We start from the raw sequence: 13,129 nt of genomic DNA, 5'->3' as shown, positions 1-13,129 counted from the left end.
TTTATGCAAACTCTTTTTCAGCTTTCTGTAAAGCAGAAGCAATTACTTGATGCATATCATAATAACGATATTCTGCAAGTCTTCCCCCAAAAATAACATTGGGTTCTTTGTCAGCCAAATCTTTATATTTTTTAAATCTATTTTGGTTTTCTTTATTGTTTATAGGGTAATAAGCTTCTTTGTTTGAAGTCCATTTTTCAGGATATTCTCTTGTAATTACTGTGTGGTTTTGTTTTCCAAATTCAAAATGTTTATGTTCAATAATTCTGGTATATGGAATATTAGAATCATTATAATTAACCACAGCATTACCTTGAAAATTGTCAGTATTTAATTGTTCATGTTCGAAACGTAAAGACCTATATTCTAAAGGTGCAAATTTATAATCAAAATATGCATCTATGTATCCTGTATAAACAATTTTTTTTGCCTTCCTACTTAATTCATTTCTATTTTTTAAAAAGTCAGTATTAGTTTGTGTGTCTATTCCTTTTAATAGCCCTTCAATTATTTTGTTATATCCTCCAATAGGTATCCCCTGATATCTGTCCTTAAAATAGTTATTGTCATATGTATACCTTAAAGGAAGTCTTTTTATAATAAAGGCTGGAAGATCTGTTGCTTTTAGTCCCCATTGTTTTTCTGTATATTCTTTAATAAGAGTTTCGTAAATATCCTTTCCAACTAATGATAAAGCTTGTTCTTCAAGGTTTTTAGGGTTTTTAAACCCATATTTTTTTATTTGGTTATTTATGATTGTTTTTGCTTCATCAGGAGTTTTTACCTTCCATAAGGCATGAAATGTATTCATGTTAAATGGTAAATTGTAAAGTTTGCCATTTGATATTGATAATGGTGAATTTATGTAGTTGTTAAACTCTACAAATTGATTTACATAATCCCATATTTTTTTATCGTTAGTATGGAAAATATGGGCCCCATATTTATGTACATTGATACCATTAACATTTTCGCAAAATACGTTGCCTCCTAAATGCGCTCTTTTATCTATAACCAGACTAGTTTTATTTCTTTTTTTAGCTTCATGAGCAAATACACTACCAAAAAGACCTGCGCCAACAATTAAATAATCATACATTTGCATGGGAGTTTATTAATATTATGCAATAATATACTTTTAAACAATTAAAAAAAATAGTTTTAAATGTATTATATATCCAAAAACTATAAAGCTTTATTTAGTGCAGCTGGAAAGGCAAAAACTGATTATGAGTTTGCTTTAGAGAGCGATGGTTTTAAAAACTTAGGTTTTAAGCAATCTAGTATACCTAATTCTTTTATAGGAGCTGTTAAAAATTTTTTTGGTATTTCTTTAGCTCTAATAAGGTTGCCATTTAAAGCTACTTTATGTACGCAATATCCAATAAATAAGTATAGGAAATATATTCTATTTGTAGCGAATCTTAAGAAGTGTAAAATAATCACCTTAGTTCATGATGTCAGATTTTTAAGAGGGAGAACAGAAGATAGGGCTGCTGAGTTAAAAAATATATGTACTTCTGGTGGAGTTATTGTGCATAACCCTACTATGAAACAATGGTTAGTTAATCAAGGTGTTGATGCAAAAATAGCAGTTTTAGAGTTATTTGATTATATATCAGAAACAAGACCTAGTCAAAATGATAAAAAGTCTACAGGTGAAAAATATGTCCTTACTTATGCCGGTGGTTTTAGTGATGAAAGAGGTAAATATATTTATGATTTTGATACACTTAACCTAGAACACTATAGTCTTAATTTATATGGAAAAGGTTTTAATGAAACTAAGGTTAAAGTAGATGACTCTATTTCTATACTTAATTATAAAGGATTTTTTCCTTCAAAAGAAATAGCACATAAAATTAAAGGCGACTTTGGTTTAGTTTGGGATGGAATATCCTTAGACACTTGTGATGGGCAATATGGGGAATATTTAAAGTTTAATAATCCGCATAAGACATCACTATATATATTAAGTGGTTTACCAGTAGTAATATGGAGTGAGGCAGCTTTAGCGCCCTTTATAAAGGATAATAATTTGGGTGTTTGTGTCGCTAGTTTAAAAGATTTGGATGAGGTATTAGGTAAAATGACTAAAGAAGATTATTTGCTTTTGAAAAAAAGTGTTTTGGAATATCAAAAAAAGGTGATGTCCGGCTATTTTTTCAAGAAAGCTACCAAATATTTAATTGAAAAATAGAACAATCTTAATTGATTGTATTATGTTTTATGAATAAGGTTATAAGTGCTAAATATATAGGGTTTGATAAAAAAATAGAAGATTCTATTTTATGTTTTGATACTAAAGGTAAAGTATTTATTTCGGGTAGAAATACTATAAAACTATTTGAAGTAGAGGGTTTTACAATTAATATCAAATCGTTTAAGATACCAAATATGGTTAATCAAATAGCCTATAGGTTTTTAAGAAAAAGTAAAGCACAACGTTCATTTGAATACGCCAATAAACTACTAAATATGGATATTGGTACTCCCGAACCTTGGGCGTATTTTGAGTTCTCCTCTTGGTTTTTATTCAAAAGAAGTTATTATGTAAGTGAAGCAATAAATTGTGAGTACACTTACAGAGATTTAACCAGAGATTTTGATATTCCTGATTATGAAAATATACTTAGAGCTTTTACCAGATTTACTTATAGTTTACATAAAAAAGGTGTGCATTTTTTAGATCATTCTCCAGGGAATACCCTGATAAAGAAAAATGACAATGGGTATGACTTTTATTTGGTAGATTTAAATAGAATGAAGTTTGAAAATCTAGCTTTTGAAGCTAGAATAAAAAACTTTTCAAGGTTAACTATACATAAGTCTATGGTGGAAATTATGAGTGACGAGTATTCAAAATGCACAGGAGAAGACTACGATAAAATTTTCAATTTGATGTGGAGTGAAACTCAAGATTATCAAAAAAAGTTTTACCGTAAAAAACGATTTAAGCAAAAGTTGAAGCTTAAGAAGAAGTAAATTACTTCCTATTTCTGCGTAATAACCACAGTTTCACATATCTCATAAATATTACATAACCTTGTAAGTAACCTATTGTAAGGCCTACAACACCATCTCTAAATCCACTCTGAATTATATAATGCTTAAAGAATCCCCAGAAAGGTTTGACAATGAAGTGATATGGGGTTAGCTTTCCTGTTTTATTATCGTAATCTTTAGCTTGCCACCAGGCGTACCGGTTCATTTTTTCAAGATGCTTGTCAAAAGTAATATAGGTGTTATGATATAATTTGTTTTCTAAAACACCTACATTCCCGTTCGTTATAATTTCAGCATGAACATGCTTATCTTCATATTTACAAAAATCTCGTTTAAATAACCTTATAACTTTGTCATTTCTCCAACCACTATAATGAACACGCTCACCCATAAAATGATTGTTGCGCCCTACCCAAAAAGCAACCAAATCTGAAGGAGGATTATTCAAAATTTCTAAAATTTCACTTTTCAGCTCAGGGGTAACACGTTCATCAGAATCTACTAAAAGAATCCATTCATGTTCTGCTTGAGGGATTGCCCAATTCTTTTGAGATGCAGAATATTGATACTCCCTCCTTAAAACTTTGGTAGCAAGCTCTAAAGCTTTTTCGTAAGTTCCATCTGTACTATAGCTATCAACCACTAAAATTTCGTCTGCAAAATTTACTGACTCAATGACTGCTTTAATATTATGAATCTCATTTCCTGCTGGAATTAATGCTGTTAGTTTTTGCATTCGTAGTAAATTGTTGGTGAAATTAATTATTTTTGACACGATATTTAAACTTTTTTATGTCAAAACCCACAATTTCTATTATTATTAGCACGTACAATTCTGAAGCCTGGTTGGAAAAGGTTCTGTGGAGTTATGAAGCTCAGGTTTTCAAAGATTTTGAAATGGTAATTGCAGATGATGGTTCTAAGCAACCAACATTTGATTTAATAGATAAGATGAAGACTGAAGTACACTATCCTATTATTCATGTGTGGCATGAGGACAATGGTTTTCAAAAATCACAAATTTTAAATAAGGCTATTGAGGCCTGTAATGCAGATTATATTTTGATGAGTGATGGCGATTGTCTTGCAAGAGAAGATTACGTACAGATTCATGTTGATAGAAAGGAACAAGGTTATTTTCTTTCTGGAGGGTATTTTATGTTACCTATGGATATTTCTAAACTAATTTCTAAAGATGATATTATTTCTCAGAGGTGTTTTGATTTGAAATGGTTAAAAGAAAATGGCTTAATATCATCTTTTAAAAATAATAAATTAACCTCTAGAGGTGTAAAAAGCAAACTTTTGAATACTATAACACCAACCAATGCCAGTTGGAATGGACATAATGCTTCTGGTTGGAAAGAAGATATTTTAAAGATTAATGGTTTTGATGAGCGCATGCAATATGGTGGACAGGATAGGGAGCTAGGTGAGCGTTTATTTAACTTGGGTATAAAATCCAAGCAAATTAGGTATAGCGCAGTGTGTTTGCATTTAGATCATCCTAGAGGTTATAAAAATCAAGAATCCATTAATAAAAATCGTACTATAAGAGATATTACAAAAAGTGAAAAGCGAGTTTGGACAGACTTTGGAATAGTTAAGCCTTAAACAGAAGTTATTTCCTTTTGTCCTTTATCCAGTTTTGGTAATTTAATATATGAACCTAAGATTTTATCATATTTATATGGATGAAAATCTTTCCTGGCATCTGCAGGATAAAATGTCATTTCTCCAAATAAAGTCTTCCCATTTATAGAATATAAATCAACCCTAACAAAGGGGAATTTACCTGCCAATTTGGTCGAAACTTCAACCATTTCATCAAAGTTTTCAGGTTTTTCTAGTTCTTTGGGATAAACAGGGTTTTGTTTGTTGTAAAACTCTAATTTGTTCCAATCAAGATCATAGAATGCTCTAAAGTTATTAATACCTCTGTCAATATCTATTTGAACAAATTTTGGTTCGCCATTAAAACAAAAAAACTTATAATCATTAAGAACATCTTTATCCATTTCAGATAAAAACTTTTCTGCAATTAATCTGGGTTTTACATTTTTATAGGCCCATTCTAAACCACCACGATAATATTGGTTTTTACGCATCCATTTGCTCATTAAATATTGAGCTCGTTTTCTATTTAACTTGTTTTTATCTTTAACGATAAGGTTAAAATGAAACCCGTGAACGCCTTTAATTACGAATTGATTTGGTAATTCATCAAAATTAACTTCCGACGCTTTATCATAAACTTTAATTAGTTTATTTAGATATTGTTCTCCAACTTTACGTTTTACATATTCCCTAACCGAATACTTATCGACTAATTGAGTTAATATAGGAGGGTGGTAATAAACTTTTAACCAAGAAATTTTTTGATTAAACTCAATTGGGTTATTAAGGTTTAGCTTTTTACCAGAATAATATTCGTAATAAATTTTTACATATAAATCTGGTGGTAAAAATTTAAACTTTTTAATTAATCCGTAAACTACTTTTTTAATAAATGTCATTAATAACCCAATGAAGTTTAGATTTGTTTTGTTTTCCTGATACGTTAAACTGCAACTTCGTTTTCGCGAAGCGCATCATTTAATGAGGTCTTCTTATCTGTACTTTCTTTACGCTTACCAATAATAAGAGCACATGGTACATTATAAGTGCCAGCGGCAAACTCTTTAGCATAACTACCAGGAATAACAACAGAACGAGCAGGTACTTTTCCTTTCATTTCAACAGGTTTGTCTCCAGTAACATCAATAATCTTTGTGCTCATTGTTAAAACAACGCCTGCACCAAGAACAGCTTCTTTCTCAACATGAACACCTTCTACTACAATACATCTAGAGCCTACAAAAACATTGTCTTCAATAATAACTGGTGCAGCTTGCAAAGGTTCTAAAACACCTCCAATACCCACACCACCAGATAAATGAACATTTTTGCCAATTTGTGCGCAACTTCCAACAGTGGCCCAAGTATCAACCATAGTACCTTCATCTACATAAGCACCTATATTTACATAGCTTGGCATTAAAATAGTACCTGCTGAAATATAAGCACCATGTCTAGCTACGGCATGAGGAACAACCCTAATTCCCTTTTCAGCGTATCCAGTCTTTAATGGAATTTTGTCATGAAACTCTAGTGGGCCAGCTTCAATTGTTTCCATTTTCTGAATTGGAAAATAAAGTACTACACCTTTCTTAACCCATTCATTAACTTGCCATCCACCTTCCACCGATTCAGCAACTCTTAATTCACCTTTATCTAATAAGTCTATAACAGTTCTAATAGCATTAGTTGTTTTTTCCTCCTTTAAAAGGTCTCTATTATCCCAAGCTGCTTCAATTATTTGTTGTAATTCAGTCATCTGTATTTGTTTTTTGGCAAATATAATATGTATGAGTTAAATAACTTCATCGATAAACATATTATTATATGGTAAAAATGTGATGTTTTTAATCTGATGTAAAATGCACTTTACGGAGTTGGTTTTTGTAGTATTCTAGTAAATAATTAAAAACATCGATGAAATGCACTTTGAATGTCGTTTAACCGAAAAAAACCTGTGTTTTGCCAGTTAATCCGGGGTTTTATACACGTTCTCTAATAAACGAAAATTCTAGGTTTTACAACTAATTTATTCCTTTTCAGCTTGAGTCTCGATATATCTTTGAAGTGTAAAACAACCCAAGTCATGAATAAAAGAATCTACATATTATTAGTTTTAGTTTTAAGTTTCACTTTCGCAAATGCTCAAGAAACTACTGTTGAGGTTAACGTTGAAACTACTCAAACTATTTCTGAAGATAATGACAACACGGTTGTTGCTAATGATACTTTAAACACTTCTAAAGAAGAAGTATTATTAATTAGCGAAGATGAATTAAGAGCTTCAATTGCTGGTACTGCTAGTGATATTAGAACATATTTCAACAGAGAAAGAAAGGTTGACAACATTAAGTTATTATTTCCTAAAATGAATAAGGCAATAAAAGCTTAATACTCTCAAAATATTAATTAAATAGGTTAAACTCTAAAAAGGCTGTCTGTAAAAAGGCAGTCTTTTTTATTTTATTGAGTTATTTTTGCTTAAAATTAAATAATGGCAAGAATTCTGGCAATTGATTACGGAACTAGAAGAACAGGAATAGCTGTAACAGATGAGTTGCAAATTATTGCTTCCGGATTAACAACAGTTGATACAAAACAATTACTTCCATTTTTAAAAGAGTATACTACTAAAGAACAAGTTGAACTGTTTTTAATAGGTGAGCCTAAACAAATGGATAACACAGCTTCAGAAAGCGAGTTTTATATACAGAAATTTATTGAGGTTTTAGAAAAGGAGTTTTCTAGTATTCCTATTAAAAGAGTTGATGAACGATTTACCTCTAAAATGGCTTTTCAAACCATGATTGATAGTGGGTTAAAAAAGAATCAACGTAAGAACAAAGCCCTTGTTGATGAAATTAGTGCTACACTTATTCTTCAAAGTTATTTATATTCTAAATAAATATTGTAATAAAGTATAGTATTGTATTTTTGCAATATTAATAGCAATTAAAATTCATGATTTTACCAATTGTAGCCTATGGCGATCCTGTTTTAAAAAGAAAAGCCAAAGAGATATCTAAAGATTATCCTAAACTAGATGTTCTTTTAGAAAACATGTTTGAAACCATGTATAATGCATATGGGGTTGGTTTAGCAGCACCTCAGATTGGATTACCAATTAGATTGTTTTTGGTGGATACAGAACCCTTTTCGGAAGACGAAACCTTTTCAGATGAAGAGAAAGAGCAATTAAAAAGTTTTAAACGTGTTTTTATTAACCCCACCATTTTAGAAGAAAAAGGAGATGAATGGGCATTTAATGAGGGGTGTTTAAGTATCCCAGATGTAAGAGAAGATGTGTTTAGAAAACCTGTTATTACCATTGAATATTTAGATGAAAATTTTGAAAAGAAAACAGAAACTTTTGATGGTTTAATTGCACGAGTAATACAGCATGAATATGATCATATAGAAGGTGTTTTGTTTACTGATAAACTATCTAGTTTTAAAAAGCGTTTGATAAAAGGGAAGCTAAGCAATATATCTAAAGGGAAAATTAATATTGATTACAGAATGCGTTTTCCTGAGCAAAAAAAGAAGAGGTAATATTTGCAATACCGCAATAAACATTTGATATTTGCGCCTTCAAAAAAATAATATGAGTCTAGAAAAAGTACTTTCAATTGCAGGAAAACCAGGGTTATATAAATTAATAGCACAAACTAGAGCAGGTTTTGTAGCAGAATCTTTAATTGATAATAAGCGTATTTCAGTTAGTATTCAAAGTAATGTTAGTGTATTAAGTGAAATAGCCATTTACACTTTGACTGAAGAAGTGCCTCTAAAGGATGTGCTTCAAAAAATTAATATAAAAGAAGGCGGACAATTAGCATCTGTTAAACCAAAAGATAGTAAAGATAAGCTTGAAGAATATTTCTTTGATATTTTATCAGATTATGATGAAGATAGGGTATATGCAAGTGATATTAAGAAAGTAATTCAATGGTATAATTTGCTTCAAAAGCATAATATGTTAGGTCTTTTGCAAGATGAAAAAGATACTGAGAATTCAGATGAAGAAGAATAAAATCAGAAACCTCCTATTTTAGGAGGTTTTTTTATGTCATTTTGTAAGTTTAGTTAGGGGTTAGCGACATAAAAGCAACTAATAAATATAACTAAATATCTATGAATTCGCTTTGGTTTTTTGATGATGTTAACCTCTTTAAGGTGTTATGTCCACATAAATTTAAGGCTTACAAAGCTAATCATGATTTTACTTCGTTTAAAAAACAAGACTACATTTACTTTGAAGAAGATTCTGCTAATAAGGTTTATCTTATTGAAAAAGGGAAAGTAAAGATTGGCTATTACAATGAAGATGGTACAGAAGTAGTTAAGGCTATATTAACAAAAGGAGAACTGTTCGGAGAAACTGCGATTTTAGGGGAAGATAAACGCGAAGAATTTGCACAATCAGTTGATAATTTTACTAGTATATGTCCTGTAGGTGTAGATACTATGCATGGGTTAATGAGAGATAATCAAACATTTAGTTTGAAAATTTATAAGCTAATAGGTTTTAAACTGAAACGGTTAGAAAGACGCTTGCAAATACTTTTATTTAAAGATGCTAAAACCAGACTTGTTGAATTTTTGGAAGAGTTGTGTTCAGATTATGGATATGACTGTGAGAAAACAGGAGATAAGGTTATTCATCATCCATATACACAAAGAGATATCGCTTCATTAATTGGTACTTCAAGGCCTACTTTGAACATTTTATTAAATGAGCTTAAGGAGGATAAAGTAATAGAATTTGGAAGAAAAGAAATTAGAATTCATAAAAAAATCGCCTAATGTTAGGTAGCTAACATTATAAGATATCATTGCACTATAATTTTGAAGTATTAATAACTTTAAAATAATTGTGATGATAAAAAAAGTATTTTTAGCTGTTTTAACCATAGGAGTATTAACAGCTTCATGTAGTAATGATGATAATCCAATAAAGACATCAAGATTAACTTTAAATTTAGATGGGTTAGAAGCTTTAGGTTCAGATTTTGTTTATGAAGGTTGGATTATTGTAGATGGAAACCCAATATCAACAGGTACTTTCTCATCTGTAAATTTTCCTCAAACATTTAACGTAGACAAATCAGATTTAAATAACGCCACAACCTTTGTACTTTCTATTGAGCCAGCAATTGATCCAGATCCTTCACCAGCGGCTACAAAAATTTTGGCTGGAGATTTTTCTGGAGATGAGGCCAATGTGAGTTCAAATGGTATTGTGGGAGATTTTAGCACTTCGTCTGGTAAATATATTTTGGCTACCCCAACAGATGCTGATGACACTAATGAGGCTAGTGGTGTTTGGTTTTTAGATAATTCTAGTGGTTCAGCGGTGGCTGGTTTAGATTTACCTACACTCCCCGACGGATGGAAATATGAAGGTTGGGTAGTTTTTGATGGAACACCAATAACAACTGGAACGTTTACAGCAATTGATGCAGCCGATGACAATGCAGCAACATCAATCTTTAAAGGTGATGCAGGTAACGGACCAGCATATCCAGGTGAAGATTATTTGCAAAATGCACCTGTTGGATTAACATTTCCAACAGATTTGAAGGGAAAAACTATAGTTGTTTCAGTTGAGCCAGATCCAGATAATAGTGCTGCTCCGTTTACTTTAAAACCGTTAGCACATATGGTTCCTGGCAATGCTATGAATCATAGAGCAATTATGATGGGAGATGGACCAGTAAAAAGTTTAACAGGAATGGTTTCAAGATAGTACATTTGTCTATGAAGAAGATTAATTGTTTTTGTTAGATTTGAAGCATGGTTTAAAAACCATGCTTCTTTTATTTATGACGATGCCATTTAAAAAACCAAAATTTAAAGATTTATTCCTTATAGTTATTGTTTTGGTTTTAATTTTTCCCCAAACAAGAAAACCAATTCAAGTACTTTTAAATAAGGGGTTTGCGCTTATAAGTCCTTCGGTTTTATCTGAAGAAAAACAAAAGGAAGTAACTTCTTATAATTGGCAGTTGAAAGATAATCAGGGTATTTTGTTTAATTTTGAGGAAACAAAAGGAAAGGTTGTTTTGATAAATTTTTGGGCTACTTGGTGCCCACCATGTATTGCAGAAATGCCAAGTCTACAAAAGTTGTATAATGATTATAATGATAAAATAGTATTTCTGTTTGTTACAGATGATTGGTTTAAAGAAACTAACTCTTTTTTAGAAAAGAATGATTATACGTTTAAGGTGTATCGTCCAGATTCTAAACACGAGATATTTAAAATAAAGACTATTCCAAGAACATTTTTAATAGATAAAAAAGGCAAAATTATTATTGATAAGACTGGAGCATCCAATTGGAATAGTGATACCGTTAGAAAGACTATAGACGAATTAATTAAAATAAAATCATAAAAAGTGAAAATTGTAGTTTTAGATGGGTACACCTTAAACCCAGGAGACTTAAGTTGGGGTGCAATTGCTAAACATGGTGATTTAACAGTTCATGATAGAACACCTTATAATACTGAAGATATTATAAAAACTATTGGCAATGCTCAGATTGTTTATACAAACAAAACACCCTTGTCTAAGGAGGTTCTTGAGAAAGTGCCAAGTGTTAGGTTTATTGGTGTTTTAGCAACTGGTTATAACGTTGTTGATATTGAAGCAGCTAAAATATTAGGAATAATTGTTACAAACGTGCCTGCCTATAGTACCCAATCTGTAGCTCAATTTACAATGGCTTTATTATTAGAAATGTGCCATCATGTGGGCGGTCATAGCAACGCAGTTTATAAAGGAGATTGGGTTAATTCCGTTGATTTTTGCTTTTGGAATTCTCCTCTTATTGAATTGGAAGGGAAAACTTTGGGTATTATTGGTTTTGGAAGTATTGGTCATAATGTTGCAAAAGTAGCTCAAGCTTTTGGGATGCATATTTTAGTTAATACTAGAACTAAAAGACCAGAGTTTGAAACAGAAACTTTAAAGTTTGTTGAATTAGATGAGTTATTCGCCAATTCTGATGTTATCAGCTTACATTGCCCTTTATTTGAGAATACAAAAGGTGTAATTAACTTTAAAAACATTGAAAAAATGAAAGATGGTGTCATGATTATTAATACAGCAAGAGGCGGATTGGTGGTTGAGGAAGATTTAGCCAAAGCTCTTAATTCAGGTAAAGTTTATAGAGCGGCTGTTGATGTAGTTTCTGCAGAACCAATGAATGCCAATAATCCACTACTAAAGGCAAAAAATTGTATCATTACACCTCATATAGCTTGGGCACCAAAGGAAGCTAGATCTAGATTATTGAATACATCTATCAAAAATTTGGAATCTTATCTAAACGGAAATCCAATTAATGTAGTTAATACTTAGGCTTCGGTTTTCTTGAAGTACTGAATTAAAACTAGATTCATTAAGATTAAGGAGAACGCATAAATGCTGTCTTCTATAGGAATAGTCAACAATCTTATTCCTAAGTTTTGAGAATCGTTATACCAAACTATTTGGTCGTCAATAAAACTACCTGTTAATATACCATTTACAATAAAAAAAGGTATGAGCATAACCATAAAAGTCAAGTAAAACTGACTTAACAAATTTAGTTGTTTCCTAATGCTAGCATATATTAAAATTATTGCCAGAGAAAAGTTTATAAATGTATACCATTTATCATAATTGTAAATAAGCAGAACAGTAAGCAAAAGCATTAAAACGTAACTAATAAGTTTTGTTAGTTCTCTAGACAATATCATTTTAGGAAAATAGTGCAATAGGGCATAATGCGTAAAAACACATGCATATGGTATACAGATAAAGAATAACCATTCTTCTAATGGTAAATTGAAAATAGTAATACCTATAAGATAATTGCTGTTAAACCCCCAAAAACCATTAATCGTAAAGATTATGTCCCAAGGTATAAAGATTAGCATGGATAAAAAAGTGCTAATTATTAAAGGTTGCCATACTTTGTAGAATTTTAATTTTGGATGAAAACTAAATAAAAAAGGAATACTTATGGAGCCTAAATTTAATATCAGGTATAAGTATTTCATTTTTTATTTCTAAAGAATTTAAAAGGAACAAGGAGCATCCCAAAACATTCTCCATCTTCCTTACCCAAATGTTTATGGTGAATTTTATGTGCTCTTCTAACTCCTTTTGCATACCAATTATTGGCATTTCTAAAGAGTTTAAAGCGTTGATGTATAAATATATCATGAACGATAAAATAAGAAATGCCATAGACCAAAATACCCAATCCAATAGGTAATCCAATCCAAAGTTCATTAAATCTCCAAAGTAAAAAGAAGGCAATACTTACTATGGCGTAAAAAATAAAAAAGAAATCGTTTCGTTCAAACCAACTATCATGGTCTTTTTGGTGATGATCTTTGTGTAAACTCCATAAAAAACCATGCATCACGTATTTATGGGTAAACCAAGCCATAAATTCCATTAGGCAAAATGTAAGTAAAAAAACGAATATCCAAAGAAATATTTGCATGCTG

General features: G+C 30.8%; 17 protein-coding genes. 11 read left to right on the top strand and 6 right to left on the bottom strand.

Annotated features, from left to right (window positions below; translation table 11 throughout):
- Nucleotide 1: 1 nt before the first annotated feature.
- Nucleotides 2-1,105, bottom strand: a complete 1,104-nt coding sequence (glf, locus tag N1F78_RS01815; RefSeq protein ID WP_406684483.1) for a UDP-galactopyranose mutase — start codon at nt 1,103-1,105, stop codon at nt 2-4.
- A 60-nt stretch (nt 1,106-1,165) separates the two neighbouring features.
- Between glf and N1F78_RS01810 the strand changes: the two genes are divergently transcribed.
- Nucleotides 1,166-2,200 carry a beta-1,6-galactofuranosyltransferase gene (locus tag N1F78_RS01810; RefSeq protein WP_406684482.1) on the top strand — a complete coding sequence of 345 codons (1,035 nt, stop codon included), beginning with the start codon at nt 1,166-1,168 and terminating at the stop codon, nt 2,198-2,200.
- A 29-nt stretch (nt 2,201-2,229) separates the two neighbouring features.
- Nucleotides 2,230-2,985: a Kdo domain containing protein gene (locus N1F78_RS01805; protein ID WP_406684481.1), complete on the top strand. Its 756-nt coding sequence runs from the start codon at nt 2,230-2,232 to the stop codon at nt 2,983-2,985.
- Between the two features lies 1 nt (nt 2,986).
- Here N1F78_RS01805 and N1F78_RS01800 read toward each other — a convergent pair whose 3' ends face one another.
- The gene (locus N1F78_RS01800) at nt 2,987-3,742 is read right to left on the bottom strand and encodes a glycosyltransferase family 2 protein (RefSeq protein WP_406684480.1); all 756 of its coding nucleotides are present in this window, start codon (nt 3,740-3,742) and stop codon (nt 2,987-2,989) included.
- 56 nt (nt 3,743-3,798) lie between these two features.
- On the opposite strand from N1F78_RS01800, the gene N1F78_RS01795 reads away from it, so the two are divergent.
- Nucleotides 3,799-4,620: a glycosyltransferase family 2 protein gene (locus N1F78_RS01795; RefSeq protein WP_406684479.1), complete on the top strand. Its 822-nt coding sequence runs from the start codon at nt 3,799-3,801 to the stop codon at nt 4,618-4,620.
- Here the strand turns inward: N1F78_RS01795 and N1F78_RS01790 are convergent.
- Both N1F78_RS01790 and N1F78_RS01785 read right to left on the bottom strand, forming a co-directional pair.
- On the bottom strand, nt 4,617-5,522 hold the full coding sequence (locus N1F78_RS01790) for an ATP-grasp fold amidoligase family protein (RefSeq protein ID WP_406684478.1): 906 nt from the start codon (nt 5,520-5,522) through the stop codon (nt 4,617-4,619). The genes N1F78_RS01795 and N1F78_RS01790 overlap by 4 nt on opposite strands.
- 44 nt (nt 5,523-5,566) lie before the next feature.
- Complete coding sequence (locus N1F78_RS01785) at nt 5,567-6,382, bottom strand: 2,3,4,5-tetrahydropyridine-2,6-dicarboxylate N-succinyltransferase (protein ID WP_406684477.1); 816 nt, start codon at nt 6,380-6,382, stop codon at nt 5,567-5,569.
- Between the two features lie 327 nt (nt 6,383-6,709).
- Between N1F78_RS01785 and N1F78_RS01780 the strand changes: the two genes are divergently transcribed.
- The 8 genes from N1F78_RS01780 (at nt 6,710) to N1F78_RS01745 (ending at nt 11,990) form a co-directional block, all read left to right on the top strand.
- The gene (locus N1F78_RS01780) at nt 6,710-7,015 is read left to right on the top strand and encodes a hypothetical protein (protein ID WP_406684476.1); all 306 of its coding nucleotides are present in this window, start codon (nt 6,710-6,712) and stop codon (nt 7,013-7,015) included.
- Between the two features lie 102 nt (nt 7,016-7,117).
- Nucleotides 7,118-7,528, top strand: a complete 411-nt coding sequence (ruvX, locus tag N1F78_RS01775; protein ID WP_406684475.1) for a Holliday junction resolvase RuvX — start codon at nt 7,118-7,120, stop codon at nt 7,526-7,528.
- A 56-nt stretch (nt 7,529-7,584) separates the two neighbouring features.
- Complete coding sequence (gene def, locus N1F78_RS01770; protein ID WP_406684474.1) at nt 7,585-8,175, top strand: peptide deformylase; 591 nt, start codon at nt 7,585-7,587, stop codon at nt 8,173-8,175.
- 52 nt (nt 8,176-8,227) lie between these two features.
- Nucleotides 8,228-8,656, top strand: a complete 429-nt coding sequence (locus tag N1F78_RS01765; protein WP_406684473.1) for a DUF5606 domain-containing protein — start codon at nt 8,228-8,230, stop codon at nt 8,654-8,656.
- 101 nt (nt 8,657-8,757) lie between these two features.
- The gene (locus N1F78_RS01760) at nt 8,758-9,429 is read left to right on the top strand and encodes a Crp/Fnr family transcriptional regulator (RefSeq protein WP_406684472.1); all 672 of its coding nucleotides are present in this window, start codon (nt 8,758-8,760) and stop codon (nt 9,427-9,429) included.
- 73 nt (nt 9,430-9,502) lie between these two features.
- On the top strand, nt 9,503-10,372 hold the full coding sequence (locus tag N1F78_RS01755) for an anti-sigma factor domain-containing protein (protein WP_406684471.1): 870 nt from the start codon (nt 9,503-9,505) through the stop codon (nt 10,370-10,372).
- Between the two features lie 61 nt (nt 10,373-10,433).
- Nucleotides 10,434-11,021, top strand: a complete 588-nt coding sequence (locus tag N1F78_RS01750; RefSeq protein WP_406684470.1) for a TlpA family protein disulfide reductase — start codon at nt 10,434-10,436, stop codon at nt 11,019-11,021.
- 3 nt (nt 11,022-11,024) lie between these two features.
- Nucleotides 11,025-11,990 (top strand): D-2-hydroxyacid dehydrogenase, encoded by a 966-nt coding sequence (locus N1F78_RS01745; RefSeq protein ID WP_406684469.1) that lies wholly within the window; start codon nt 11,025-11,027, stop codon nt 11,988-11,990.
- Here N1F78_RS01745 and N1F78_RS01740 read toward each other — a convergent pair.
- Entirely contained in the window at nt 11,987-12,673 is a 687-nt protein-coding gene (locus N1F78_RS01740; protein WP_406684468.1) for a lycopene cyclase domain-containing protein, read from the bottom strand. The two genes, N1F78_RS01745 and N1F78_RS01740, sit on opposite strands and share 4 nt — an antisense overlap.
- Nucleotides 12,670-13,125, bottom strand: a complete 456-nt coding sequence (locus N1F78_RS01735; RefSeq protein ID WP_406684467.1) for a sterol desaturase family protein — start codon at nt 13,123-13,125, stop codon at nt 12,670-12,672. Before N1F78_RS01735 ends, N1F78_RS01740 begins: the two co-directional genes overlap by 4 nt.
- Between the last annotated feature and the right edge of the window lie 4 nt (nt 13,126-13,129).

This window comes from Seonamhaeicola sp. MEBiC01930 (assembly GCF_045277075.1).
Taxonomy (GTDB): Bacteria; Bacteroidota; Bacteroidia; order Flavobacteriales; family Flavobacteriaceae; genus Seonamhaeicola.
This window is presented reverse-complemented; position numbering and strand designations above follow the sequence as displayed.

What these genes read in the sequence shown, in the direction of transcription:
- glf (WP_406684483.1), bottom strand. Translation starts at nt 1,105, where the DNA reads ATGCAAATGTATGATTATTTAATTGTTGGCGCAGGTCTTTTTGGTAGT.
- N1F78_RS01810 (WP_406684482.1), top strand. Translation starts at nt 1,166, where the DNA reads ATGTATTATATATCCAAAAACTATAAAGCTTTATTTAGTGCAGCTGGA.
- N1F78_RS01805 (WP_406684481.1), top strand. Translation starts at nt 2,230, where the DNA reads ATGAATAAGGTTATAAGTGCTAAATATATAGGGTTTGATAAAAAAATA.
- N1F78_RS01800 (WP_406684480.1), bottom strand. Translation starts at nt 3,742, where the DNA reads ATGCAAAAACTAACAGCATTAATTCCAGCAGGAAATGAGATTCATAAT.
- N1F78_RS01795 (WP_406684479.1), top strand. Translation starts at nt 3,799, where the DNA reads ATGTCAAAACCCACAATTTCTATTATTATTAGCACGTACAATTCTGAA.
- N1F78_RS01790 (WP_406684478.1), bottom strand. Translation starts at nt 5,522, where the DNA reads ATGACATTTATTAAAAAAGTAGTTTACGGATTAATTAAAAAGTTTAAA.
- N1F78_RS01785 (WP_406684477.1), bottom strand. Translation starts at nt 6,382, where the DNA reads ATGACTGAATTACAACAAATAATTGAAGCAGCTTGGGATAATAGAGAC.
- N1F78_RS01780 (WP_406684476.1), top strand. Translation starts at nt 6,710, where the DNA reads ATGAATAAAAGAATCTACATATTATTAGTTTTAGTTTTAAGTTTCACT.
- ruvX (WP_406684475.1), top strand. Translation starts at nt 7,118, where the DNA reads ATGGCAAGAATTCTGGCAATTGATTACGGAACTAGAAGAACAGGAATA.
- def (WP_406684474.1), top strand. Translation starts at nt 7,585, where the DNA reads ATGATTTTACCAATTGTAGCCTATGGCGATCCTGTTTTAAAAAGAAAA.
- N1F78_RS01765 (WP_406684473.1), top strand. Translation starts at nt 8,228, where the DNA reads ATGAGTCTAGAAAAAGTACTTTCAATTGCAGGAAAACCAGGGTTATAT.
- N1F78_RS01760 (WP_406684472.1), top strand. Translation starts at nt 8,758, where the DNA reads ATGAATTCGCTTTGGTTTTTTGATGATGTTAACCTCTTTAAGGTGTTA.
- N1F78_RS01755 (WP_406684471.1), top strand. Translation starts at nt 9,503, where the DNA reads ATGATAAAAAAAGTATTTTTAGCTGTTTTAACCATAGGAGTATTAACA.
- N1F78_RS01750 (WP_406684470.1), top strand. Translation starts at nt 10,434, where the DNA reads ATGCTTCTTTTATTTATGACGATGCCATTTAAAAAACCAAAATTTAAA.
- N1F78_RS01740 (WP_406684468.1), bottom strand. Translation starts at nt 12,673, where the DNA reads ATGAAATACTTATACCTGATATTAAATTTAGGCTCCATAAGTATTCCT.
- N1F78_RS01735 (WP_406684467.1), bottom strand. Translation starts at nt 13,125, where the DNA reads ATGCAAATATTTCTTTGGATATTCGTTTTTTTACTTACATTTTGCCTA.